Raw genomic sequence first — 22,139 nt, 5'->3', positions numbered from 1 at the left:
AGTGCAGTGAACCCCTATAGTTGGACAGACAATGTTCTGCTTCTCCTATAGGGGTCCTCTGCGTTAGGGGGTTGATTTGCTGAGCAAGGATTACTCCGCCGAGTTCAAACAGCGCTTTGCAGGCAGATATGCCGATGGCGCGACCATCACCATGCTGCAGCACGAGTTTGGCCTTACGAAGTCAACCGTGAAGCTTTGGAGGGAGAGGATCGACCAAGGCGGCGTCGGGGCCATAGACAGGCCGAGGAAGAACAACCGCTATCCCCAGGAGTTCAAGCTTCGCGTCGTCGAAGCCTATCTCCGCGGCGAGGGCGACTACAGGGCCCTCGCTCTCGAGCATGGCGTGCGCAACAGCGCGCAGATACGAGACTGGGTGAAGCGGTACCGAGAGGGAGGCGACGACGCCCTCGCCGTCCATCCGTCGGGACGAAGGAGGAAGGAGCCCGCGAGCGAGGAGACGCTCGAGCAGCGGTGCGCCCGCCTCGAGATGGAGGTGGAGATCTTAAAACGAATGGCCGCCTCGGCGACGGCCCTCTCGGCAGCAGGCAGAAGCACGAGATAGCGAAGTCGCTGAGGCGGGAATATCCGCTCTCCACGCTCCTGGAGCTCGTCGGGATGCCGCGTTCCGCCTATTACTACCACGAGGCGAATCCTCCCTCGGACAGGCAGGCGACCGAGCGGCCGACCATAGTGGAGATATGCGAGAAATCCCAGTTCAGATACGGATACCGACGCGTTGCCGACACGTTGCGCAAAGCTACCGGCATTCGCATCGCCGACAAGACGGCGCTCGAGGCCATGCGCGAGGAGGGGCTGCTGTGCCGGACCCGCAGACGCAGGAAGCGCCGCTCCTGCATGGGCCGGGCCGGCAGGTCCTCCTCGAACCTGCCGGCCCGCGACTTCGAGGCGGAGGACCCGATGACCAAGCTGGTGACCGACGTCACCGAATTCAAGGCGGGCGGCGCGAAGCTCTACCTTTCGCCCGTGGTCGACCTCTGCAACGACGAGGTCGTCGCCTACTCGATATCCAGGTCCCCGAACATGAAGATGGTCCTCGAGATGCTGGCGGGCCTCGAGGGCAGGCTCGATGGCGAAGACGCCCCGTTGCTGCATTCGGACATGGGCTGGCAATACCAGATGCCCGCCTACAGACTCGCGCTCGAGCGGATGGGAATAGCCCAGTCCATGTCCCGCAAAGGAAACTGCCTCGACAACGCGAAGGCCGAGAACTTCTTCTCGATGGTCAAGACCGAGCTTTACTACGATTGGGAGGGGGACGACCCCGATATCTTCGAGAGGGATTTGGAGAAGTATATCGACTGGTATAACAACGTGCGCATCAAAAGACGCCTGGACGGAAGCAGCCCGGTCGAGTACAGGCTCAGCCGGGCCGCTTGATTCACTTCTTTTGCCGTTCAGAAAACGGGGTCCTTTGCACTATCGGGGTTCAGTTCACGTAGGCCCTTTTCTTTTGCGCGCAAGCCGTTTGCTGGCGCGAACTTCTACCAGCGGGAAACGCCTTCGTAGGTGTCGGCGCGGCGGTCGCGCATGTAGGGGCTTTTCACGCGGTAGGTATCGATGTCGGCCGCATGGAGGTCGACGTAGAGGATGTCCGCTTTCTCGTCTTCGAGCTGGGCGATCTTCGTGCCGCGAGGATTGCATACCATGGACTTGCCCGGCATATACAGGTCGCCGCCCTCGCTTCCGAAGCGGTTGCAGGCCGCCAGGAAGACGGTGTTTTCAAGCGCACGCGCCGGCGCGTTGATTTCCCAGACGTCCATATCCTCGACGCACCAGGCGCTCGGGCACACGATCAAATCGGCGCCTTGCAGCGCGAGCGAACGAGCCGCCTCGGGGAAGCCCATATCGTAGCAGATGATGATGCCGATGCGGCCGAAATCGGTGTCGAACACCGGATAGCTTGCGCCGGTGCGGAAATAGAAGCGCTCGAGCGCCCACAGATGCACCTTGTCGTAGCTTCCGGCGACGTTTCCTTCTCGGTCGATCAGCACGGCGCTGTTGAACGGCACGCCTCCCACTTCGCGGATGAGGGCGATCGGCGCGATTACGTAGCATCCCGCCTCGCGTGCGGCCTGCTGCATAGCGCGCACGGTGGGGCCGTCGATGGGTTCGGCCAGCTCGAGGATGTGCGGGCCGATGGTGTCCAGGTGGTATCCCGTGCTGAACAGTTCGGGCAGAACGACCAGGTCGGCTCCGTTTTCGGCGGCTTGGGCGATCAGGGCGCATGCTTCGGCGACGTTTTTCTCCACTTCGCCGATCGCGCCCTCGAACTGCACGAGGGCGATTTTCATGTCCTTCATGAGGCACCTTCCTTTCGTCTCGAGTATTGTAGCGGCTTCTTGCGTGCCGTGCCGCGAGGCCGATGCCGCGTCGTTTTCCGATAAGGCGCGCATGCGTTTCGCGTGCTAGGATGCCGGTGGGATATTCGCGCGAACGGAAGGCGGCTTACGTGAACCAGGGCAGCAGGCGCTTCGGCGCCCCGGACCGCATCGAAGTGCGCGGCGCACGCGTGCACAACCTGAAGAATATCGACGTCGATATACCGCTCGGCAAGCTGGTAGGCATCGCCGGCGTGTCGGGGTCGGGCAAAAGCTCGTTGGCGCTCGGGGTGCTGTATGCCGAAGGGTCGCGCCGGTATCTCGACGCCCTTTCGACCTACACGCGCCGTCGCATTGCGCAGGCGGCTCGTCCGCAGGTCGATGATGTGCGGCACGTTCCTGCCGCGATCGCGCTGCGGCAGCGTCCCGGCGTTCCGGGAGTGCATTCGACGTTCGGGACGTCGACCGAGCTGCTCAACGCGCTTCGTCTGATGTTCTCGCGTTTGGCGAGCCATGCGTGTCCGAACGGCCACTATGTGCCGCCGTCGATGAACGTGGCGCTCGAGCGGCCTTTGCGCTGCCCCGAATGCGGCATCGAATTCATGGGTCCTGGAGCCGAAGAGCTGGCGTTCAACGGCGGCGGCGCATGCCCCACGTGCTCGGGCACGGGGATCGTGCGGCAGGTGGACGAAAGCACGTTGGTGCCGGACGAGCGTTTGAGCATCCAAGAGGGCGCGGTGGCGTCGTGGCGCCAGCTCATGTGGTCGCTCATGCCTCAGGTGGCACAGGAGATGGGCGTGCGCATCGACGTGCCGTTCTGCGAGCTTTCCGCCGCCGAGCGCGACATCGTGTTTCACGGCCCCGCCGAAAAGCGCCATATCATCTATCAATCCCCCAAGACGGGGCAAGTGGCAGAGTTCGATTTCACCTATTTCAATGCGACGTATACCGTCGAGAATTCGCTTGCCAAGGCGAAGGATGAGAAGGGTCTCGCGCGCGTCGCGAAGTTCCTGCGGGAAGGAGCATGTCCCGATTGCGGCGGATCGCGCCTGTCCGTTCGCGCCCGCGCTCCGCGCATCGACGGCATGAGCCTCGCCCAGGCGAGCGCCATGACCCTCGACGAACTTGCGGCGTGGGTCCTTCGCGTGCCCGGGCTTCTTTCCGAAGAGCTTCGCCCCATGGCGCATGCCGTCGTCGACGAGATGGCCGAACCTATCCGCCGCTTGCAGCAACTCGGTTTGGGCTATCTTTCCCTCGATCGGGCCGGCTCGTCGCTTTCTACGGGCGAGCGGCAGCGCGTGCAGCTGGCCCGGGCGGTGCGCGGACGCACGACGGGGGTTCTATACGTGCTCGACGAGCCTTCGATCGGGCTCCATCCGTCGAACGTGGACGGATTGCTCGGCGTGATGGACGACCTTTTGCAAGACGGCAATTCCGTCGTGCTGGTCGACCACGACGTGCGCGTGCTTCGCCATACCGATCATCTGATCGAGGTGGGTCCCGCATCGGGCGCGCACGGCGGCGAGGTGCTGGCTCAGGGAGACCCTGCCGATCTGGCGCTTTGCCCCCGCTCGCGCACGGGCGCGTTCCTTTCGGGGGAGCGCCGCGTCCGCGCGCGTGCTCGAGCGACGGAAGACGAGATGTTCGCGCATGGGGCCGTGAGCATTCGGACGGGCGCCATACATACGGTGAAACCGCTCGGCGTGCGCATCCCGCGCGGCCGTTTGACGGCCGTGACGGGGGTTTCGGGGTCGGGCAAGACCACCATGGTACTTGAAAGCCTGGTGCCGGCGCTCGAGGCGGCGGCGCGCGGAGAGGCGCTTCCAAGCCATGTGGAATCGCTTGAGGCCGATGGCATCGAGCGCGTGCATCTGATCGATGCGAGCCCTATCGGAGCGAACGTGCGCTCGACGGTGGCGACGTATTCCGGCGTGCTCGACGACCTTCGTCGGGCTTTCGCCAAGACCGACGCGGCGCGCGAGCGCGGTTTGAAGGCGGGCGATTTCTCGTACAACACGGGTTCGCTTCGTTGCCCTTCGTGCGACGGAACGGGCCAGGTCTCGCTGGACGTGCAATTCCTGCCCGATGTCGACGTGCCGTGCCCCGCATGCGGCGGATCGCGTTATGCGCGCGAGGCGTTCGAAATCAAGCGGGCGGTATCGTCCGAATGCCTTGCTGGGCGCCCGGAGGGCGAGGGGCTTCGCGCCGTCTCCCTTCCCGAATTGCTTGCGATGACGGTCGACGAGGCTCGTGCCTGCGTGGACGGCCTGCGCACGGCGAAGGCGAAGCTCGACGTCTTGAGCGATTTGGGGCTGGGGTACCTGACGCTCGGAGAGGCGACGCCCGCGCTTTCGGGAGGCGAGGCGCAGCGTTTGAAGCTTGCGGGCGAGATGACGCGCAGCCAGGAAAACGCGCTGTTCGTGTTCGACGAACCCACCATAGGGCTTCATCCCCTGGATGTGGAGGTTCTTATCGGCGTTTTGCAGAGGCTGGTGGGCAAAGGCGCAGCCGTGGTGGCGATCGAGCACGACTTGGATATGATCGCCAATGCGGATTACGTTATCGATATGGGGCCCGGCGGCGGCGATGCGGGCGGATGCATCGTGGCGTGCGGCACGCCCGAACAGGTAGCGGCCTGCGAGGCGAGCATCACGGGCCGCTACCTGAGGGAAGAGTTGGAAGAAGCCCCGTCGCTTTAGCGCGCCGCTTCGCTGCAGAACGTCCGGCAGGGCGTTACAATGGGGCGGATATTGTTCGATCGCAAAACGAAAGGACCGCCTCATGCTGCTGCGATACCTGATGGACCTGTACGACGTTCTCGATTCTCCGCAGGCGAGCGGCGAGGCGGTGGCAAACTATCTGCGCGGCATCGATCCCGCCTGCGATGTCGAAACGTATGCGCTGGCCGGCCCGAAGGGCACGACCGATATGGTCCGCGTGCGAATTCCCGGCGCCCAGGGCAAGGCCGCGGGCGGTCAGGCGCCGACGATCGGTCTGCTGGGTCGCTTGGGCGGTCTGGGCGCCAGGCCAGAGCGCATCGGCTTCGTTTCCGACGGCGACGGGGCGCTTACGGCGCTTGCTTGCGCAGCGAAGCTTATCGACATGCATCGCAAGGGCGATGTGCTCGCCGGCGACGTGTTTGTTTCCACCCATGTGTGCCCGCATGCGCCTACTTTTCCGCACGACCCCGTGCCGTTCATGGGCTCGCCCACGTCGACGGCCGCCATCAATAAAGAAGAGGTGACCGACGAGCTCGACGCCATCCTGGTGTGCGATACCACCAAGGGCAATCGCATCATCAACGCTCGCGGATTCGCCATCAGCCCCACGGTCAGGCGCGGCGTCATCATGCGCGTGAGCGAAGACCTGCTCGATCTGGCTCAGACCGCGACGGGCCGCCTGCCGCACGTGTTCGCTCTTTCGATGGCCGACATCACGCCGTACGGCAACGGCCTGTATCACCTCAATAGCATTCTGCAGCCGTGCACGTGCACCGACGCTCCCGTCGTGGGCGTCGCCATCACGACCGAAACCGCCGTGGCGGGTTGCGCCACGGGTGCCACGCGTCTGGGCGATTTGGACGAGGCGGGCACGTTCATGATCGAGGCCGCCAAGGCATTCGGCGCCGGTGCCTGCTCGTTCTGCGACGAAGCGGAATATCGCGCGTTCGTCGAGCGTTACGGCGATATGGCCGGCCTGCAGGGCTTCGGCTCGCTGCCGCCGGTCGACGAGCTGGCATAGCGCGCCGCTTCGCCGCGTGCGCATGCCGCCCTCCGTTTCGCCGTTCGCGTCGTCGGGCGGCGCGGTTATGGTGGGCATGAGAAAAGGCGGGGCCGTTCGTCCGGCTTCGCATTCTTGTTCGAAACGAAGGCGTCGTCCACGCGAGGCGGCGCCATGGTGCAGAAAAAGGAGGTTGCCGTGCGTATTATCGGCAAGCAGGAAGTCGAGGACATGGCCGTCGGCGCTGCCGTTCTTGCTTCAGGCGGCGGTGGGGATCCGTATATCGGCAAGCTTATGGCCTTGCAGGCCATCGAAGAGTACGGACCGTTTCAGATGGTGACGCTCGACGAGCTCGATGATGACGCCTGGGTCTGCGCGTCGCATATGCTGGGCGCGCCGACGGTGCTGGTGGAGAAGGTGCCCAACGGCCTCGAAGGAATCGGCGCCGTCGACGCCCTCGAGGCGCGGCTCGGCAGGAAGTTCGACGCCATCATGCCGCTCGAGGCGGGCGGACTGAATTCGCTTCTTCCGTTCCAGGTTGCCGCCGCAAAAGGCGTTCCGATCGTCGACGCCGACGGCATGGGCCGAGCGTTTCCCGAGCTTCGTCATGTGACATGGACGCTGTTCGACGTGCCTGCGTGCCCCGCCGCGGTGTGCGATGAAAAGGGCGACACCGTGGTGATCGAGGCCGTCGACAACGAATGGGCCGAGCGCCTGGCACGCAATGTCGCCATCACCACGGGCGGAAGCGTGTTCATGGCGGACTATGCCATGACGGGCGCCCAGGCCAAAAAGACCAGCATCCCTGGAACGTCGACGTATTGCGAGGTGGTGGGCCGTACGATTCGCGAGGCCCACGAAGCGGGCGGCGATCCCATTCCTGTGATCTTAGACCTGCTCGAGGGCAAGGAACTCTTCCGCGGCAAGCTCGATGACGTGTCGCGCCGCACGGTGGGAGGCTTCGTGCGCGGCTACGCTCACTTCGAGGGCATCGAAGATTATCACGGGCGCACGTGCGAGATCGAGTTCCAGAACGAGCATCTCATCGCCCGTTCCGACGGCGAGGTGCTGTGCAGCGCGCCCGACCTTATCGCCGTCCTCGATGCGGAAACGGCTCTGCCTATCACCACCGAGGCGTTGAAATACGGCGCCCGCGGCGTGCTGGTGGGCATTCCCGTGCATGAGCATTGGCGCACGCCGCGCGGCCTCGAAATCGCGGGCCCGCGTTATTTCGGCTACGACATCGATTACGTGCCCGTGGAGAATCGATAGGACCCGAACGCGTTTCCGACGAGCTTTGCCGCTTCGGGGCGGGCTTCGGAAGGCATCGAAATGAATGCAAGGGCGTTTTCGTGGGGTCGGACGGGATCGGGGCTTCGCGTCGTCGGCGACAGCGGCTTTGCGGCCGTTGTCGGGCCGGCATCGGAGCCGAAGGCTCGGAAGGCCGTCGGAGCGCTCGTCAGGAGGAACATATGAAGGATTGGCGCATCGGCATCGACGTCGGAGGAACCAACACCGACGCCGTCGTGCTCGACAACGAATTGAACCTGGTGGCGGCCGTGAAGTGCCCGACCACCGAAGACGTGATGGGCGGTATCCGCGCCGCAATGGCGTCCGCGCTCGCCCAGGTGGACGGCGCGCGCGAGCGCATCGGATACGCGATGCTCGGCACTACGCATTGCACGAACGCTATCGTCGAGCGCAAGCGCCTCGACCGCGTGGCGGTCATCCGCCTGGGCGCGCCCGCGACCGCCGCGATCAAACCCATGGTGGACTGGCCGTCCGATCTGCGCGAGGCCATCAGCGATCGCTGGTACCTGGTGGGCGGCGGCCACGAGTTCGACGGCCGCGAGATCGCCCCGCTCGATGAAGCCGAGCTCGAGCGCATCGCCGCTGAAATCGAGGGCTCCTGCGATAGCGTGGCCATCACGAGCGTGTTCTCTCCGGTGGACGCATCGCACGAGAAACGCGCCGCAGAAATCGTTCGCGCCCGTCTGGGCGAGAATTTCCCCGTCTCCATTTCCAGCGAGATCGGCAGCGTGAGCCTGCTCGAGCGCGAGAATGCGACCATTCTCAATGCGGCGCTGGTCACGGTGGCGAAAACCACGTCGGAAAGCTTCGTGTCCGCGCTGGCTGCCGAAGGCATCGAGCACGCCGAGGTGTACCTGTGTCAGAACGACGGCACGCTGATGAGCGCGGCGTATGCCATGCGCTATCCGATTCTTACTATCGCATGCGGTCCGACGAACTCCATTCGCGGCGCATCGTTTTTGACGGGCCTCAAAGACGCCGTCGTGGTCGACGTGGGCGGCACGACGGCAGACCTGGGCGCGCTGACGCATGGATTCCCGCGCGAGAGCCTGCTGGCGGTCGAAATCGGCGGCGTGCGCACGAATTTCCGCATGCCCGACATCATCTCGATCGGCTTGGGCGGCGGCTCCATCGTGCGCAAGCGCGAGGACGGCAGCGTCACCGTCGGCCCTGATTCGGTGGGCTATCAGGTGCTCACGCGCGCGTTGTGCTTCGGGGGCGACGTGCTGACGGCGACCGATATCGCCGTAGCGTCCGGCGCCGCCGAAGGAGTCGGCGATCCTTCCAAGGTCGCCGACCTCGACCCCGAGCTGGTAAGCGCGGCTTCTGCGGAGATGGCGCGCATGGTCGAGGAGTGCGTCGACAAGATGAAGACGAGCGCGGGAGATATCGACGTCATCCTGGTCGGCGGCGGCTCCATTCTGATCCCTGGGGAGCTCAAGGGCGTCAGCAAGGTGCACAAGCCCGAGAACTTCGGTGTCGCGAATGCCATCGGCAGCGCGATTTCCCAGGTTTCCGGACAGATCGAGCGCATTTTCTCGCTCGATGAGATGGGTCGAGCCGAGGCATTGGCCATGGCGAAAGACCTTGCCAGGCAGGAGGCCGTCAAAGCCGGCGCGGACCCCGATACGATCGAAATCATCGACGTCGAAGACGTGCCGCTGGCGTATCTTCCCGGAAACGCCACGCGCGTTCGCGTGAAGGCGGTCGGAAGCCTGAAGCTGTAGGCGGAGCTGCGGGGCGTTTTCGTTCGCCTGTCGGCGGGGGCTTCGCTTGCGCGCAAGAGCGTGCATCGCGAAGCCCGCAGCCGACGCGTCTTGCGCTCGCGCTTCGACGCTTCGACGGCTTGTCGTCGCTGCGGCGGGTTTGTGTGATTTCGACAGGCAGGACGTGTGAGCGTCCTGCATTTTTAGCGGTTGATGCTTTAGTGCTATATCGTAGTAAAGCAACGAGAAAAGATAGTTGGGTGCTGTATGAGGAAATTGGGAGTCCAGGCGGTCGAGGATATCGCGCGCGGCGCTGCGGTCATGGCGTCGGGAGGCGGCGGCGACCCGTATCTCGGCATGGTCGTCGCGAGACAGACGGTCGAGGAGTTCGGTGCCATCGAACTGCTCGAACTGGGCGAGGTTTCCGACGACGCTCGCGTGGCGGTGTCGATGGGATTGGGCGCGCCGACGGTGTTGGTGGAAAAGGTGCCGCGCGGTACCGAGCCCGAGTTCGCGCTGGAGGCGCTCGAGGATGCATGCGGCTACCGTTTCGATGTGCTGCTTCCCTCCGAGGCTGGCGGTTGGAATTCGCTGCATCCCATGCTTCCTGCGGCCCGTCGCGGCCTTCCGTTGCTCGACGGAGACGGTATGGGCCGCGCGTTTCCCGAGCTGCAGATGGTCACCTGGTCGGTGTTCGGGCAGAGCGCAAGCCCCATCGGCGTGGCCGACGAACGCGGCAACAAGATGCTGATCGAGACCGACGATAACAAGCGAGCCGAGGACCTGTGCCGCGGCGCGACCGTGATGATGGGCGGCAATATTTCGCTGGCATGTTACGGCATGACGGGCGCCCAGGCGAAGGCCAATAGCGTCGCCGGAACCTACACGTTGTGCGAAGAGGTGGGCGTGCTGCTGCGTTACGCGCGTACGAACAGGGTCGACGCTTACGACAAGATCATGGAGCGTCTGGGTGCGATCGAGCTGTTCCGCGGCAAGGTGCAAGACGTCGAGCGCCGCACCACGGGAGGCTTCGCGCGCGGCATCGCCACGATCGAAGGGTTCGATTCGTATCGCGGCAGCGTGTTCACGATGGAGTTCCAAAACGAGTTCCTCATGGCCAAGCGCGACGGCGTGCCGGTATGCACCACGCCCGATCTGATCGCCGCATTCGACGTCGAAACGTTGACGCCGATCACGGGCGAAGCGCTCAAGTACGGATGCCGCGTCATGATCGTCGGCATTCCGTGCGCGCCGCAGTGGCGCACGCCCGAAGGCCTTGCCGTGGTGGGGCCGCAGGCGTTCGGCTACAAGGACGTGAGCTATATTCCCGTTGAGCAGCGCTAGAATCCGGCGTCTTGCTGGAGATCGCTGCGATTCTGCACGTTTTTTGCAGTAGGCGGTCTTTTTCAGGGTCGTTTTCGCCTCACGCGACGGTTTATCGCGTGGGGCGAAATTGTCTAGAGCCCGTCACCTGGTGTTTTGTTTTCGCGCCTACGACGCCGCGGCGCCGAAAAGACCGCCAACTGCAATTTTCATGCATCTTTTCGACTTTTGGCTGCATACCCTTTGTTCGAAGGCGCGTCGGCCGCCGATTCGGGGACGTTTTGCGCCACTGATGTTACGAATATTGAAGAAGTAACATCAATGCTTTATGGTGTTACGAGTTTTTGAAAGGTAACACTATAGGATGCGACGGAGCGGCGCATCGCGGCGCGGAAGGCTCGATTCCTTCGACGCGCCCCGACACGGCGCTTCGCTTCTCGTCCGGCCAGGGAGGGGACCACCATGCGGGAATCCATCTTCATGTCGCGTCGTCGTTTTTCGCAGCTTCTCGCCGCGGGCGGCGCCACCGCGATTTTCGCGGGAGTTCTGACCTCGTGCTCTTCGGGCGAATCGGCATCCGAGCCCGATGCCGCCGCCGAGCCGCAGGAGGCGCCCGAGCAGGTCATCGTGTCTATGCCGACGAACGCCGAGCCCGAGGCGGGCTTCGACCCGTTCGTCGCATGGGGCTGCGGCGAACACGTGCATGAGCCGCTGATCCAGTCCACGTTGGTCAAGACCGATACCGACATGGGCCTGCATAATGACTTGGCCACGTCCTACGAATGCAGCGAGGACGGCATGGTGTGGACGTTCAAAATCCGCACCGATGTCAAGTTCACCGATGGCGTGCCTTTGACCGCCGAAGACGTCGCCTTCACCATCAACGGCATCAAGGACTCCCCGGCGTCCGAGGTCGACCTGTCCATGGTGTCCGAGGCCGCCGCGCTCGATGACGAGACGGTCGAGATCCGTATGGCCCATCCGTTCAACATCCTTATGTACACGCTTGCTACCGTCGGTATTTGCCCTGCTCACGCGCATGGCGATGACTACGGCAGCAATCCCATCGGCTCCGGTCGCTATAAGCTGGCGCAGTGGGACCGCGGTCAGCAGGTCATCTTCGAGGCGAATCCCGATTACTATGGCGAGGCGCCCGTGATGAAGCGCGTCGTCGTCGTGTTCATGGATGAGGACGCGTCGCTTGCCGCCGCCCAGGCGGGCCAGGTGGACGTGGCTTACACCTCCGCGACGATGGCCGATGCGTTGCCCGCCGGCTACGACCTGCTCTCGGTGAAGACGGTCGATTCGCGCGGCATCTCGCTTCCGATGGTCCCCGCGGGCGCGAAGCGCAAGGTGGGCGATGTCGAATACGATGCCGGCAACGATGTGACATGCGACCTTGCCCTGCGCCGCGCCATGAACTACGCCGTCGACCGCGAGCTTCTGGTCGACCGCTCCTTGAGCGGTTACGCGACGCCTGCGTTCAGCCCCTCCGACGGCATGCCCTGGGCGTGCGAGGACATGAAGATCGCGACCGACGTCGAAAAGGCCAAGACTATCCTCGCCGACGGCGGCTGGGTTGCAGGCGACGATGGCGTTCTAGTCAAAGATGGCGTGCGTGCTGAATTCAAGCTTTATTACATGACTAACGACATGATGCGCCAGGCCATGGCGGCCGACTTCGCCGAGCAGATGGCCCCGCTGGGCATCAAGGTGAACGTCGAGGGCAAGTCGTGGGACGATCTCGAGCCGATGTCGTACAGCGAGGCCCAGTTGTGGGGTTGGGGTTCGAACTCGCCCATCGAGATCTACAACCTGAATTACTCCGAAGGCACGTCCGATTTCGCCTGCCGCGATAACGAGACCACCAATGAATACCTCGAACAGGCCGTTTCCACGCCGACGATCGAGACTTCTTATGAGCTGTACCGGAAGGCGCAGTTCGACGGTACCGAGGGCGTCACCCCCGACACCGATGCGCCGTGGGTGTGGCTCGCCAATGCCGACCATCTGTACTTCACGCGCGAAGGCCTCAAGGTGGCCGACCAGAAGCCGCATCCGCATGGCCATGGCTGGTCTATCGTGAACAATGTCGACGAATGGGCGTGGGCGTAAGGCTTTTCGGGCCCCATTGCGCGCCGCCGCTCGGGGGTCGGGTTTCGTCCGGCCCTCGCGGCGGCGTGTTCGTTCGCCCGAGTTCGCGCGCTGCGGCGTAGGGGCGCGACGCGCTCGTGTATCCTTGATGCGTTTTGCTTGCCGCGCGCGCCCGCGCGCGCCTCGATCCGCCTGATCGCGGACCCGAAGAGAAAGACCGAACTATCGACCCATGGTCAGATTCGTCGTACGAAATATCCTGAAATTCGCGATGCTCATGGTTGCCGTGAGTATCGTGGCGTTCGTGCTGGTGGCGGTGTCTCCGATCGACCCCGTGCAGGCGAACATGGGCCAGGCGTCGCTCGTATCCATGAGCGTCGAGAAGAAAGCCCAGCTCGCAGCCTATTGGGGCACTGATGCGCCGCTGTGGCAGCGCTATATCGAATGGGCGGGCGCCGCGTTGCAGGGCGATATGGGCCAGAGCCTGCGCTTTAACGCGCCCGTGGCCGACGTGATCGCATGGCGCGCGGGTAATTCGCTGCTTTTGATGGGCTGCGCGTGGGCGTTCTCGGGCGTGCTCGGCTTCGTGCTGGGCGTGGCGTCGGGCCTGCGCCGCGACAGCCTGTTCGACCGCGTCGTGCGCGTGTATTGCTACGTTTTGGCGTCGACGCCGACGTTTTGGCTGGGCTTGCTCGCGCTGATCGTATTCGGCGTGGCGCTGGGATGGTTCCCGATCGGCTTCTCGGTGCCTATCGGCATGGCCGCCGAAGACGTGGGTTTGGGCGACATCCTGTACCACATGGCCCTGCCCGCCATCGTGCTTTCGTTTCTCGGCGTGGCGAACATCGCGCTGCATACGCGCGAGAAGACGATCGACGTGATGGGGAGCGACTACATGCGCTTCGCCCGCGCCCAGGGGCAGTCCGCGTGGAAGGCGTTTCGCCTGCACGGCTTGCGCAATGTCGCGCTGTCGGCCATCACGCTGCAGTTCGCATCCATTTCGGAAATTTTCGGCGGGTCGGTCCTCGTCGAGCAGGTGTTCTCGTATCCGGGCCTCGGTCAGGCGGCCGTCACGGCGGGCCTCGGCGGCGATGCCCCGCTGCTCGTGGGCATCGCGCTTGTGTCGGCGGCCATCGTGTTCGGCGGAAACCTGCTGGCGAACGTCTTGTACGGCGTGATCGACCCGCGCATCAGGAAGGGGGCGTCCCATGCGGTCTAGCACCTCGACGAACGGTACGGCCGCACGCGGAGCCCAGGCTTCGACCGCCGTTATGAAGCGTCCGATCATCCATTGCCCTTCGAGCCGCCGCATGCCTTCTCGGCGCCGCGTATTCGTAACATCTGTCGTGGCTGCGGCCATCCTGATCGCGGTTGCGGTGGTGGGCGTGGCGCTCATGCCGCAGGCGATGCAGACCGATATGGGCGCGCGTTCGCTTTCCCCCTCGTTCGAGCATCCGTTCGGTACCGACCGTCTTGGCCACGACATGCTGGTACGCACGGTCGCAGGCCTGGCGCAAAGCGTCTTGATCGGTCTTTTGGCGGCGGGCGCCAGCGCGCTGGTCGCCTTGGCGCTCGGAACCGCTGCGGCCCTCGGCGGGCGCAAGGTCGACGCCGCGGTCACGTGGCTTATCGACCTCATGCTGGGCATTCCCCATATCGTGCTGCTGACCCTGATTTCCTACGCTGTGGGCAAGGGTTTCTTCGGCGTGGTGGTGGGCATCGCGCTCACGCACTGGCCCAGCTTGGCGCGCGTGGTGCGCGCCGAGGTGCTGCAGGTCAAAAACGCGCCCTACGTGGCGCTTTCCCGCAAACTCGGGCAGTCGCGCCTTTCGGTGGCGATCCGCCATGTGCTGCCTCACGTGTTGCCGCAGTTCATCGTGGGAACGATCCTGCTGTTTCCCCATGCCGTGCTGCATGAGGCGTCCGTGACGTTTCTCGGCTTCGGCCTTTCGCCCGAATCGGCTGCGATAGGCATCATCCTGTCCGAATCGATGAGCTATCTATCGGCCGGCATGTGGTGGCTCGCGGTGTTTCCCGGCCTGGCGCTCATCGGCGTGGTCATGCTGTTCGACGCGGTGGGGCAGGGCCTTCGCCGCTTGAGCGACCCGGCAAGCGCGCAGGAGTAGGAGGACGGCATGCAGGATATCGAAAAGAACGCGGCCGCAGCCGCCGGGTCGCCCGAGCACTCTGCGGCGCACGAAGACGGCCACGCCCATCACCACCATACCCACGCAGACGGTTCGCGCCATGCGGGCGGACACCATCTGCTTCAGGTGGAAGACCTGTCGGTGTCGTTTTCCATGTACGACGACGCGCCCGACGCCGGATTCTTCTCGTGGCTTTCGGCGCCGCGCCGCGTCGTCGAGGCGATCCGCGGGCTGAGCATCGGCGTGCATGCGGGCGAAATCGTGGCCGTGGTGGGCGCGTCGGGCTCGGGCAAGACCTTGCTCGCCGACGCCATTCTGGGCATTTCGGCCGAAAACTCCCTGGTCGAAGGGACCGTGTGGTTCGATGGGGAACGATGCGACGAAGAGAGGCTCGCCGCCCTGCGCGGGCGCGAGATCGCATTCGTTCCCCAGAGCGTCGAATCGCTCGACCCTTTGATGAAGGTGGGAAAGCAGGTCGAGCTTTTCGTGCGCGACGCGACGCCCGAGGAGGCGCGCCGCCGCAGGCGCGAGGTGTTCGAGCGCTACGGCCTGGACGAGCGCGCGGCGAACCTGTATCCGTTCGAGCTGTCGGGCGGCATGGCCCGCCGCGTGCTGCTGGCGTGCGCTCTGGCGAACAGGCCGCGCCTGATCATCGCCGACGAGCCGACGCCGGGCCTCGACCTGGAATTGGCCGTGCGCGCGATGGACGATTTCCGCGCGTTCGCCGACGAGGGCGGCGGCGTGCTTTTGATTACGCATGATATCGAACTGGTGCTGCGCGTGGCGGACCGCATCGCGGTGTTCAAGGACGGAACGGTGGTGGAGGAAACGGCCGTGGCGAACTTCGCCTCGCCCGAGCTGCTGCGTCATCCGTTCAGCCGCGCGTTGTGGCACGCGCTGCCCGAGCACGGATTCGAAGGATCCGATAGGCAAGGCGTCCGATAGCCGAAGGCCTTCGTCGCGCGTCGGGAAGGCTCGGCGCCTGTTTGCGGCGCGCGACGCCTCGGGGCCGCGTTCGCCTGATGCCGGAACGAGCGGCGCCGCCTCGTCGCGCCGTTCGCTCTGATGGCACGATTTCGAAGGGAGCACGACATGCTGCAGGCATGCGATATCGAATTCTCATACGGCAAGGCGCCCATTCTCGAGGGCGTGAGCATCGCCGTGGCTCCTGGCGAGCGGGTCGCGTTGAGCGCGCCGTCGGGGCGGGGCAAAACCACGCTGTGCAAGATCTTGTCGGGCTACGACGAGCCGCAGAAAGGCACGGTCACGGTGGGCGGCGCGCCGCTTCCGCGCAAGGGCGCCTCTCCCGTGCAGATGATCTGGCAGCACCCTGAGCGGATGCTCGATCCGCTGATGACCATGGAGAAAAGCCTGGCGGAATGCCCGTGCGACGGCGCGACGCTCGCCGCTTTGCGCGAGGAGATAGGCGTGCGCGACGAATGGCTGACCCGGCGTCCGCGCGAGCTGTCGGGCGGCGAGCTGCAACGCTTCTGCATCGTGCGGGCGTTGGCGTGTTCGCCGCGCTACCTCATATGCGACGAGATTTCCACTATGCTCGACGCGCTTACCCAGGCTGACCTGTGGAAACGTCTGATGCGTTGGGCCGACGAGACGGGCGCGGGGCTTGTGGCGGTGACCCATTCGCCCATGTTGCGCGACCGTATCGCGACGCGCGTCGTCGAGCTGTAGCGGCCGCCCGGCTTGCCGCGGGTCGTCCGGCCTCGCCGTCGCTTTCGTTTCGGGTGGTGTTTCGAATGCGCTCTCGCCAAGCGCGTCCCGACGGTATAGGATAGACGTTCGTTTTTCTTCCATCGAAAAGGAGCGTCTTATGCGCACCGCGCGTTCCCGTATGCCGAAAGATTTCTCGCTTGAAGACCGTTTGGCGGCCTGCGCCGACGCCGTGGAATCGAACCCCGCGTCGTGGGCGGGGACGTGGCGCTTCTGGACGCCGCAGGAAGGTTCCGGCGCTGCGCGCCGCGAATCCGCTTACGACAGCGTGTGTCTCGATCTGGGCTGCGGCAAGGGCGAGTACACGGTGGCCTGCGCGAAAGCGAACCCTGACGTGCTGTTCGTCGGACTCGACATCGAAGGCGTCTGCGTGATGCGCGGCGCCGAGCGCGCGCTGGCCGAAGGCGTGCCCAACGTCGTGTTCGTGTTCGAGGAAAATCCCGACCTGGACCTGTCCACGCTGTTTGCGCCGGGCGAACTCGACGCGATCCTGCTCAACTTCTCCACGCCGTTTCCGAAAAAGAAGAAGGCCCCGCTGCGCCTGACGTACGTGGACAGGCTCATGGCCTATCGTGCCGTTCTGGCCGAAGGCGGCATGGTGCGCCTGCGCACCGACAGCCAGCCGTTGCGCGATTTCTCGCTTACGCAGCTCGAGCTGGCGGGCTACGACGTGCGTTGGAGCACCGACGACGTGCGCGCCATGTTTCCCGACGAGCCGTGGAGCGGCTACGAGAACAAGCTGGTGGCCCAGGGCGCTACGGTGTACGGGTTCGAAGCCGTGCCGCGCATGCCCGGCCCCGACCCCGAATCCATCGTGCAGACCGCGCCTTTGAGCCTGGTGAGCTATCTGCCCGAAGACATCGAGAGCCTCGATTACGTGCCACACGGCATGCAAGGCTGCGTGGAGAACATGCGCGGCCGCCGTGCGAACCGCCGTGCCAAGGGCTTGCCGGAATGGACGCGGCCGATCGTGTAGCATGGTGTGGCGGCCGAATCGGTCGAGGCCGGGCGTAGGGGGGCGCTTTCGCATGCCGCTCCTGCCGATTGCGTGGGTTCGGGGGCGCGGCTGCGGCGGTGCGTGCGCGCTGCGCTATACTTCGCATGTCTTTATTGCCGATGCGAAGAAGGTTCTCGCATGAACGCCAAAGCTTTGATTCTTGCAGCGGGTGCCGGCACCCGTATGAAATCCGATAAACCCAAAGTGGCCCATGAGGTCCTGGGCAAGCCGCTCGTGCGCTGGGTGGTGGACGCCGCCCATAAGGCGGGCATCTCCGACGTCATCTCCGTCCTGGGCCACATGAGCGAGCGCGTCGCGCCTCTCGTGCAAGACGACACGCAGATCGTCATCCAGACGCAGCAGCTGGGCACAGGCGATGCCGTCAACGCCGCTCGCGAAGCTATGACCTGCGCCGACGGCTCGATTGCCGAAGGCTCGCTCGTGGTGCTTTCGGGCGACTGCCCCCTGATCGCTTCTGAGACGATCGCCGCGCTCGTCGCCAAGCGCGAGGAAGCGGGCGCCGCCATGGTGGTGCTCACCATGCAGATGGAAAACCCCTTCGGCTACGGCCGCATCGTGCGCGAGGGCGACGCGGTGGCACGCATCGTCGAGCAGAAAGACGCCACGCCCGAAGAGGCCGCGATCACGGAATGCAACGCCGGCTTCTATTGCTTCGACGCGCCGGCGCTCTTCGACGCGCTCTCCCGCGTGTCCAACGACAACGCGCAGGGCGAGTACTACCTCACCGACGTGCTTGAAATCTGCCGTGCCGACGGCCGCGAGGTGCTGGCGCTGACTACCGAGGATGCCGAGGAGGCCATGGGCGTGAACTCGCGCGTCCAGCTGGCGCAGGCGACCAAGGCCATGCAGCGCCGCATCAACGAGCGCCATATGGCCGCGGGCGTCACCATGTGGGATCCCGACACCGTCTGGATCGGTCCCGACGTGGAAATCGAAAACGACGTCGAACTTCTGCCCGCTACGTTCCTTTTGGGGGAGACCAAGGTCGGCAAGGGCAGCGTGATCGGCCCGAACACCCGCTTGATCGACACGGTGGTCGGTCGCGGCTGTCGCGTGGACGAAACGGTGGCCGATGGCGCGCGCATCGACGATGCCGCCACGTCCGGTCCGCGTGCGTATCTGCGTACGGGCACGCATCTGTGCGAAGGCGCCAAGGCGGGCACGCACGTGGAAATCAAGAAGTCCACGATCGGCGCCGGCAGCAAGGTTCCTCATCTGTCCTACATCGGCGATACCACCATGGGTTCGGGTGTCAACATCGGCGCGGGTTCGATCACGTGCAATTACGACGGCGTGAACAAGCATCCCACGGTGATCGAGGACGACGTGTTCGTGGGAAGCGATTGCATGCTCGTGGCTCCGGTGAAGATAGGGCGCGGCGCCATCGTCGGCGCGGCGTCGTGCATCACGCGCGACGTGGAGGCCGACGCGCTCGCTCTCGAGCGTTCCGACCAGCGTGAAATCGCCGGTTGGGCCGCCCGACATATGGCGAAGCTGCGAGCTCGCAAGGCCGAAGAGCAAGCGAAGGCTGAATAACGCCGCGTAATAAGGCATAATAGCCATGAATAGCAGCGTCCTGCCGGTCGTACCGATCGGCAGGACGCATTCGACAGCGGGTCTTGAAGAAATAAGGAGCGATTATCCATGACCGACATGAAGAAGAGCATGGCCGTTTTCAGCGGTTCGGTGAATCCCGAGCTGGCCGACCAGATCGCCGACGAACTGGGCGTGTCTCTCGGCAACGTGAAGCTCGAGAAGTTCGCGAACGGCGAAATCTATGCTCGCTATCTCGAGAGCGTTCGCGGAGCCGACGTGTTCTTGATCCAGTCCGTCGCCGGCGCCCACATCAACGACGCCCTCATGGAGCTTCTTATCATGATCGATGCCGCGAAGCGCGCATCCGCCCGCACCATCTCGGCCGTCATCACGCACTTCGGCTACGCCCGTCAGGACCGCAAGGCCGCCCCGCGCGAGCCGATCACGGCGAAGCTGGTGGCCGACCTGCTTGAAACCGCCGGCGTGAACAACGTGATCACGATCGACCTTCACCAGGATGCCATCCAGGGCTTCTTCGACCGCCCGGTGAACCACATGACCGCCATGCCGATCTTCGTCGACTACTTCAAGAAGAAGGGTTTCGACCCCGAGAAGCTGTGCGTCGTCTCTCCCGACGTGGGCCGCGCGAAGGCCGCGAAGAAGTTCCAGACCATGCTCGGCAGCGACATCGCGATCATGCACAAGGACCGTCCGCGCCACAACCAGGCTGAAATCACCGCGCTTATCGGCGACGTCACCGACAAGATCTGCATCCTCAACGACGACATGATCGACACCGCAGGTTCCCTGGTCGCCGCCGCCGAGACCCTGAAGGCCAAGGGCGCCGCCCAGGTGTTCGCCTGCGCTACGCACGGCATCTTCAGCGGCCCGGCTTACGAGCGCATCGCGAACTCCTGCATCGAGGAGGTCGTGGTGACCAACGTCATCCCCGTTCCGCTCGACCGTCAGACCGGTAAGATCAAGGTCTTGTCCGTTGCCCCGCTGTTCGCCAAGACGATTCGCAACGTCTACGATAACGGCTCCGTCGCCTCCCTGTTCGAGTAAGAAGACGGCGGTCCGTCGCCGTCCGTACGAGCGGTTCGGCCGACCCTGCGCGCTTTCGAAAGCCCGTCGCATTGCGGCGGGCTTTTTTGTGCGCCGTGCCTATGTCCCGTATGACATCTCATCATCAAAAGCGCATCGACGCGCGTGCGGGGCCGCTTGTATGAGAAGGTGTGTTCCGGAGGAAGACGTCGAAAAAGGCGCCTTCGCCTCGGTGAGAAGGGGGCGCTCGGTGCGCAACATCATGGATTATCTGGCGACGGAGTTCGCCACGTTCGAGCAGGTGCCGTTTTGCGCCGTCGATGCGCTCGTCCTGTCGGAATTCTGCATGGTGCGCATGGAGTGCATCCTGCCCGCCATGAAAGACGAGGCGACGATCGGCGGTCGGGCCGCCGCGCGTTTGAGGGCGCTTATTCCCGGAAAGCGCGGCGTCTGTTTCAAGGACGCCCTGATGGCAGAGCATTTCGGCGACATGTTCACGGGGCTTGTTCCCGAAAAGATCAAAGAGCTCATGTTCGCCCTCGCGGCAAGCCCGCGTTTTCGCGACATGCGCATGGAAGAATGCGCGAGCGTGTTCGACGAAGGCGCGTGCACGCAGTTCGCGGGACTTTCATTCACGTATAAGAACGATTTCGCGTTCGTCGGATTCCGCGGCACGGACTGCTCGTTCACAGGGTGGCGCGAAGATTTCGACATGGCCTATATGGATCGGGTTCCGGCACAGGAAAGCGCGGTGCGCTATCTGGATGCGGCGGCGTCCCGTCTGCCGAAGCGCCTGTTCGTAGGCGGTCATTCCAAGGGCGGCAACCTGGCCATGTACGCTGCGGCGAAATGCGATCCAAAGGTGCGCGCCCGCATCGAGCGTGTCTTCTCGTTCGATGCGCCGGGCTTTCGACGAGGTGCGTTCGACGCCGGCCGAAACGCCGAGCTCGCACGCCTGATCGACCGTTACGTGCCGCGCGAGTCGCTGATCGGCATGCTGATGGAATGCCCTGCGCCCTATTCGGTGGTGCAGTCGAGCGAATCGGGCGCGTGGCAGCATGATCCGTTTTCGTGGGGCGTGGAAGGGTTCGATTTCGCGCGTTGCAGCGGGTTGGCGTCGTCGGCGCAGTTCGCGCACGACGTCATCGAAAGCTGGCTGGCCCGCTATGACGAGCATCAGGCGCGCGGGATCGTGGACGCGTTGTTCGAGGCCATGAAGGCGTCGGGCGCCCAGGATTTCTCCGAGTTCCTCAAGTTCGGGCCCAAGACGTTGGGGCTGATGCGCGATGCCGCGAAGAATAGCGACGAGGAGACGCGCGCTATCCTGACGGCGGCGATCGGCGACCTTGCGGAAGAGGTGGCGCATCGCGCGTTGCGCGGCCAGGGAGAAGCGGCGAAATAGCGTGTCATCTTGCGTGTTTTATGCATTTCGAAGCGGTCTTGTGCGCTGCATGGCACAATTCAGCCGAAAGAATGCAAGGAGGAACGCATGCGCTTGATCGTGGGCCTGGGAAATCCGGGCGACGAATACGCCCACACGCGCCATAACGCCGGCTTCGATGCCGTCGACGATTTGGCCGAACAGCTTAGGGCGACGTATTGGAAGACCGAATGCGGCGCGCTGACCGCAAAGGTGAAATATCGTGGCGAAGAGCTTGTTTTGGCGAAGCCGCAAAGCTACATGAACGTGTCGGGCGGTCCCGTGAAACAGCTGTGCTCGACGTACAAGCTCGCCCCTGCCGACCTGGTGGTGATTCACGACGAGCTCGACATCGACCCCGGTACGGTGCGCGTGAAGTTCGGCGGCGGGCTGGCGGGCCATAACGGCCTCAAGTCGATTGCCGACAAGCTGCAGACCAAGGATTGGACGCGCGTACGTGCCGGTATCGGCCGCCCGCCGGGACGCATGCCGGTGGCCGATTGGGTGCTGAGCCTGCCGAAGAAGGAGGCACGCGACGATTTCGACCAGGCTACGCACTTGGCCGCCGAAGCGGTGCTGTCCCTTCTGGATATCGGGCTGGAAAAGACCCAGCAGAAATTCAACTAGAAGCGAAGCCGGATGCCTTGCGCGGCCGGCTTTTCTGCGTTTCGGGGCGGGGTGGCCTGTACTCGCATGCGATGCCGACTCGCCGCGCGTCGGCTTCGCTTCGGCAACGTTTCCCGCTTACCCTCG

Annotated in this window: 18 protein-coding genes; 17 read left to right on the top strand and 1 reads right to left on the bottom strand. The window is 64.2% G+C overall.

Annotation, left to right across the window (positions count from 1 at the left end; genetic code table 11):
- Window positions 1-76: 76 nt before the first annotated feature.
- Both Q6E04_RS07285 and Q6E04_RS07280 read left to right on the top strand, forming a co-directional pair.
- Window positions 77-562, top strand: coding sequence for a transposase (locus tag Q6E04_RS07285; RefSeq protein WP_303250102.1), 486 nt, complete (start codon window positions 77-79; stop codon window positions 560-562).
- Window positions 472-1,398 (top strand): IS3 family transposase, encoded by a 927-nt coding sequence (locus tag Q6E04_RS07280; RefSeq protein WP_303250101.1) that lies wholly within the window; start codon window positions 472-474, stop codon window positions 1,396-1,398. Before Q6E04_RS07285 ends, Q6E04_RS07280 begins: the two co-directional genes overlap by 91 nt.
- A gap of 104 nt (window positions 1,399-1,502) precedes the next feature.
- Here Q6E04_RS07280 and Q6E04_RS07275 read toward each other — a convergent pair whose 3' ends face one another.
- A complete protein-coding gene (locus tag Q6E04_RS07275; RefSeq protein ID WP_303250127.1) occupies window positions 1,503-2,321 on the bottom strand; it encodes a nitrilase-related carbon-nitrogen hydrolase in 819 nt (272 codons plus the stop codon).
- A gap of 149 nt (window positions 2,322-2,470) precedes the next feature.
- Here Q6E04_RS07275 and Q6E04_RS07270 point away from each other — a divergent pair, with 149 nt between their 5' ends.
- The 15 genes from Q6E04_RS07270 (at window position 2,471) to pth (ending at window position 22,013) form a co-directional block, all read left to right on the top strand.
- Window positions 2,471-5,038 (top strand): excinuclease ABC subunit UvrA, encoded by a 2,568-nt coding sequence (locus tag Q6E04_RS07270; protein WP_303250126.1) that lies wholly within the window; start codon window positions 2,471-2,473, stop codon window positions 5,036-5,038.
- Between the two features lie 82 nt (window positions 5,039-5,120).
- A complete protein-coding gene (locus Q6E04_RS07265) occupies window positions 5,121-6,080 on the top strand; it encodes a DUF1177 domain-containing protein (RefSeq protein WP_303250125.1) in 960 nt (319 codons plus the stop codon).
- A gap of 153 nt (window positions 6,081-6,233) precedes the next feature.
- Entirely contained in the window at window positions 6,234-7,331 is a 1,098-nt protein-coding gene (locus tag Q6E04_RS07260) for a DUF917 domain-containing protein (RefSeq protein WP_303250124.1), read from the top strand.
- Between the two features lie 200 nt (window positions 7,332-7,531).
- Window positions 7,532-9,097 carry a hydantoinase/oxoprolinase family protein gene (locus Q6E04_RS07255; protein ID WP_303250123.1) on the top strand — a complete coding sequence of 522 codons (1,566 nt, stop codon included), beginning with the start codon at window positions 7,532-7,534 and terminating at the stop codon, window positions 9,095-9,097.
- Window positions 9,098-9,343: 246 nt separating this feature from the next.
- Window positions 9,344-10,420, top strand: a complete 1,077-nt coding sequence (locus Q6E04_RS07250) for a DUF917 domain-containing protein (RefSeq protein ID WP_303250122.1) — start codon at window positions 9,344-9,346, stop codon at window positions 10,418-10,420.
- A gap of 441 nt (window positions 10,421-10,861) precedes the next feature.
- The gene (locus tag Q6E04_RS07245; RefSeq protein WP_303250121.1) at window positions 10,862-12,514 is read left to right on the top strand and encodes an ABC transporter substrate-binding protein; all 1,653 of its coding nucleotides are present in this window, start codon (window positions 10,862-10,864) and stop codon (window positions 12,512-12,514) included.
- 211 nt (window positions 12,515-12,725) lie between these two features.
- Complete coding sequence (locus tag Q6E04_RS07240) at window positions 12,726-13,712, top strand: ABC transporter permease (protein WP_303250120.1); 987 nt, start codon at window positions 12,726-12,728, stop codon at window positions 13,710-13,712.
- Window positions 13,702-14,619 (top strand): ABC transporter permease, encoded by a 918-nt coding sequence (locus Q6E04_RS07235; RefSeq protein ID WP_303250119.1) that lies wholly within the window; start codon window positions 13,702-13,704, stop codon window positions 14,617-14,619. The genes Q6E04_RS07240 and Q6E04_RS07235 overlap by 11 nt, the downstream gene beginning before the upstream one ends.
- Window positions 14,620-14,628: 9 nt before the next feature.
- Entirely contained in the window at window positions 14,629-15,585 is a 957-nt protein-coding gene (locus Q6E04_RS07230; protein ID WP_303250118.1) for an ABC transporter ATP-binding protein, read from the top strand.
- Window positions 15,586-15,732: 147 nt separating this feature from the next.
- On the top strand, window positions 15,733-16,329 hold the full coding sequence (locus Q6E04_RS07225) for an ABC transporter ATP-binding protein (protein WP_303250117.1): 597 nt from the start codon (window positions 15,733-15,735) through the stop codon (window positions 16,327-16,329).
- A gap of 139 nt (window positions 16,330-16,468) precedes the next feature.
- On the top strand, window positions 16,469-17,344 hold the full coding sequence (locus Q6E04_RS07220) for a tRNA (guanosine(46)-N(7))-methyltransferase TrmB (protein WP_303250116.1): 876 nt from the start codon (window positions 16,469-16,471) through the stop codon (window positions 17,342-17,344).
- Between the two features lie 159 nt (window positions 17,345-17,503).
- Window positions 17,504-18,922, top strand: coding sequence for a bifunctional UDP-N-acetylglucosamine diphosphorylase/glucosamine-1-phosphate N-acetyltransferase GlmU (glmU, locus tag Q6E04_RS07215; RefSeq protein WP_303250115.1), 1,419 nt, complete (start codon window positions 17,504-17,506; stop codon window positions 18,920-18,922).
- Between the two features lie 108 nt (window positions 18,923-19,030).
- Window positions 19,031-19,987, top strand: a complete 957-nt coding sequence (locus tag Q6E04_RS07210) for a ribose-phosphate pyrophosphokinase (protein WP_303250114.1) — start codon at window positions 19,031-19,033, stop codon at window positions 19,985-19,987.
- A 229-nt stretch (window positions 19,988-20,216) separates the two neighbouring features.
- Window positions 20,217-21,368 carry an Mbeg1-like protein gene (locus Q6E04_RS07205; RefSeq protein ID WP_303250113.1) on the top strand — a complete coding sequence of 384 codons (1,152 nt, stop codon included), beginning with the start codon at window positions 20,217-20,219 and terminating at the stop codon, window positions 21,366-21,368.
- A gap of 87 nt (window positions 21,369-21,455) precedes the next feature.
- Complete coding sequence (gene pth, locus Q6E04_RS07200; RefSeq protein WP_303250112.1) at window positions 21,456-22,013, top strand: aminoacyl-tRNA hydrolase; 558 nt, start codon at window positions 21,456-21,458, stop codon at window positions 22,011-22,013.
- Window positions 22,014-22,139: the final 126 nt, after the last annotated feature.

The organism is uncultured Slackia sp., assembly GCF_959608125.1.
GTDB lineage: Bacteria > Actinomycetota > Coriobacteriia > Coriobacteriales > Eggerthellaceae > Slackia.
This window is presented reverse-complemented; position numbering and strand designations above follow the sequence as displayed.

What these genes read in the sequence shown, in the direction of transcription:
- Q6E04_RS07275 (WP_303250127.1), bottom strand. Translation starts at nt 2,321, where the DNA reads ATGAAGGACATGAAAATCGCCCTCGTGCAGTTCGAGGGCGCGATCGGC.
- Q6E04_RS07265 (WP_303250125.1), top strand. Translation starts at nt 5,121, where the DNA reads ATGCTGCTGCGATACCTGATGGACCTGTACGACGTTCTCGATTCTCCG.
- Q6E04_RS07260 (WP_303250124.1), top strand. Translation starts at nt 6,234, where the DNA reads ATGGTGCAGAAAAAGGAGGTTGCCGTGCGTATTATCGGCAAGCAGGAA.
- Q6E04_RS07255 (WP_303250123.1), top strand. Translation starts at nt 7,532, where the DNA reads ATGAAGGATTGGCGCATCGGCATCGACGTCGGAGGAACCAACACCGAC.
- Q6E04_RS07250 (WP_303250122.1), top strand. Translation starts at nt 9,344, where the DNA reads ATGAGGAAATTGGGAGTCCAGGCGGTCGAGGATATCGCGCGCGGCGCT.
- Q6E04_RS07245 (WP_303250121.1), top strand. Translation starts at nt 10,862, where the DNA reads ATGCGGGAATCCATCTTCATGTCGCGTCGTCGTTTTTCGCAGCTTCTC.
- Q6E04_RS07240 (WP_303250120.1), top strand. Translation starts at nt 12,726, where the DNA reads ATGGTCAGATTCGTCGTACGAAATATCCTGAAATTCGCGATGCTCATG.
- Q6E04_RS07235 (WP_303250119.1), top strand. Translation starts at nt 13,702, where the DNA reads ATGCGGTCTAGCACCTCGACGAACGGTACGGCCGCACGCGGAGCCCAG.
- Q6E04_RS07230 (WP_303250118.1), top strand. Translation starts at nt 14,629, where the DNA reads ATGCAGGATATCGAAAAGAACGCGGCCGCAGCCGCCGGGTCGCCCGAG.
- Q6E04_RS07225 (WP_303250117.1), top strand. Translation starts at nt 15,733, where the DNA reads ATGCTGCAGGCATGCGATATCGAATTCTCATACGGCAAGGCGCCCATT.
- Q6E04_RS07220 (WP_303250116.1), top strand. Translation starts at nt 16,469, where the DNA reads ATGCGCACCGCGCGTTCCCGTATGCCGAAAGATTTCTCGCTTGAAGAC.
- glmU (WP_303250115.1), top strand. Translation starts at nt 17,504, where the DNA reads ATGAACGCCAAAGCTTTGATTCTTGCAGCGGGTGCCGGCACCCGTATG.
- Q6E04_RS07210 (WP_303250114.1), top strand. Translation starts at nt 19,031, where the DNA reads ATGACCGACATGAAGAAGAGCATGGCCGTTTTCAGCGGTTCGGTGAAT.
- pth (WP_303250112.1), top strand. Translation starts at nt 21,456, where the DNA reads ATGCGCTTGATCGTGGGCCTGGGAAATCCGGGCGACGAATACGCCCAC.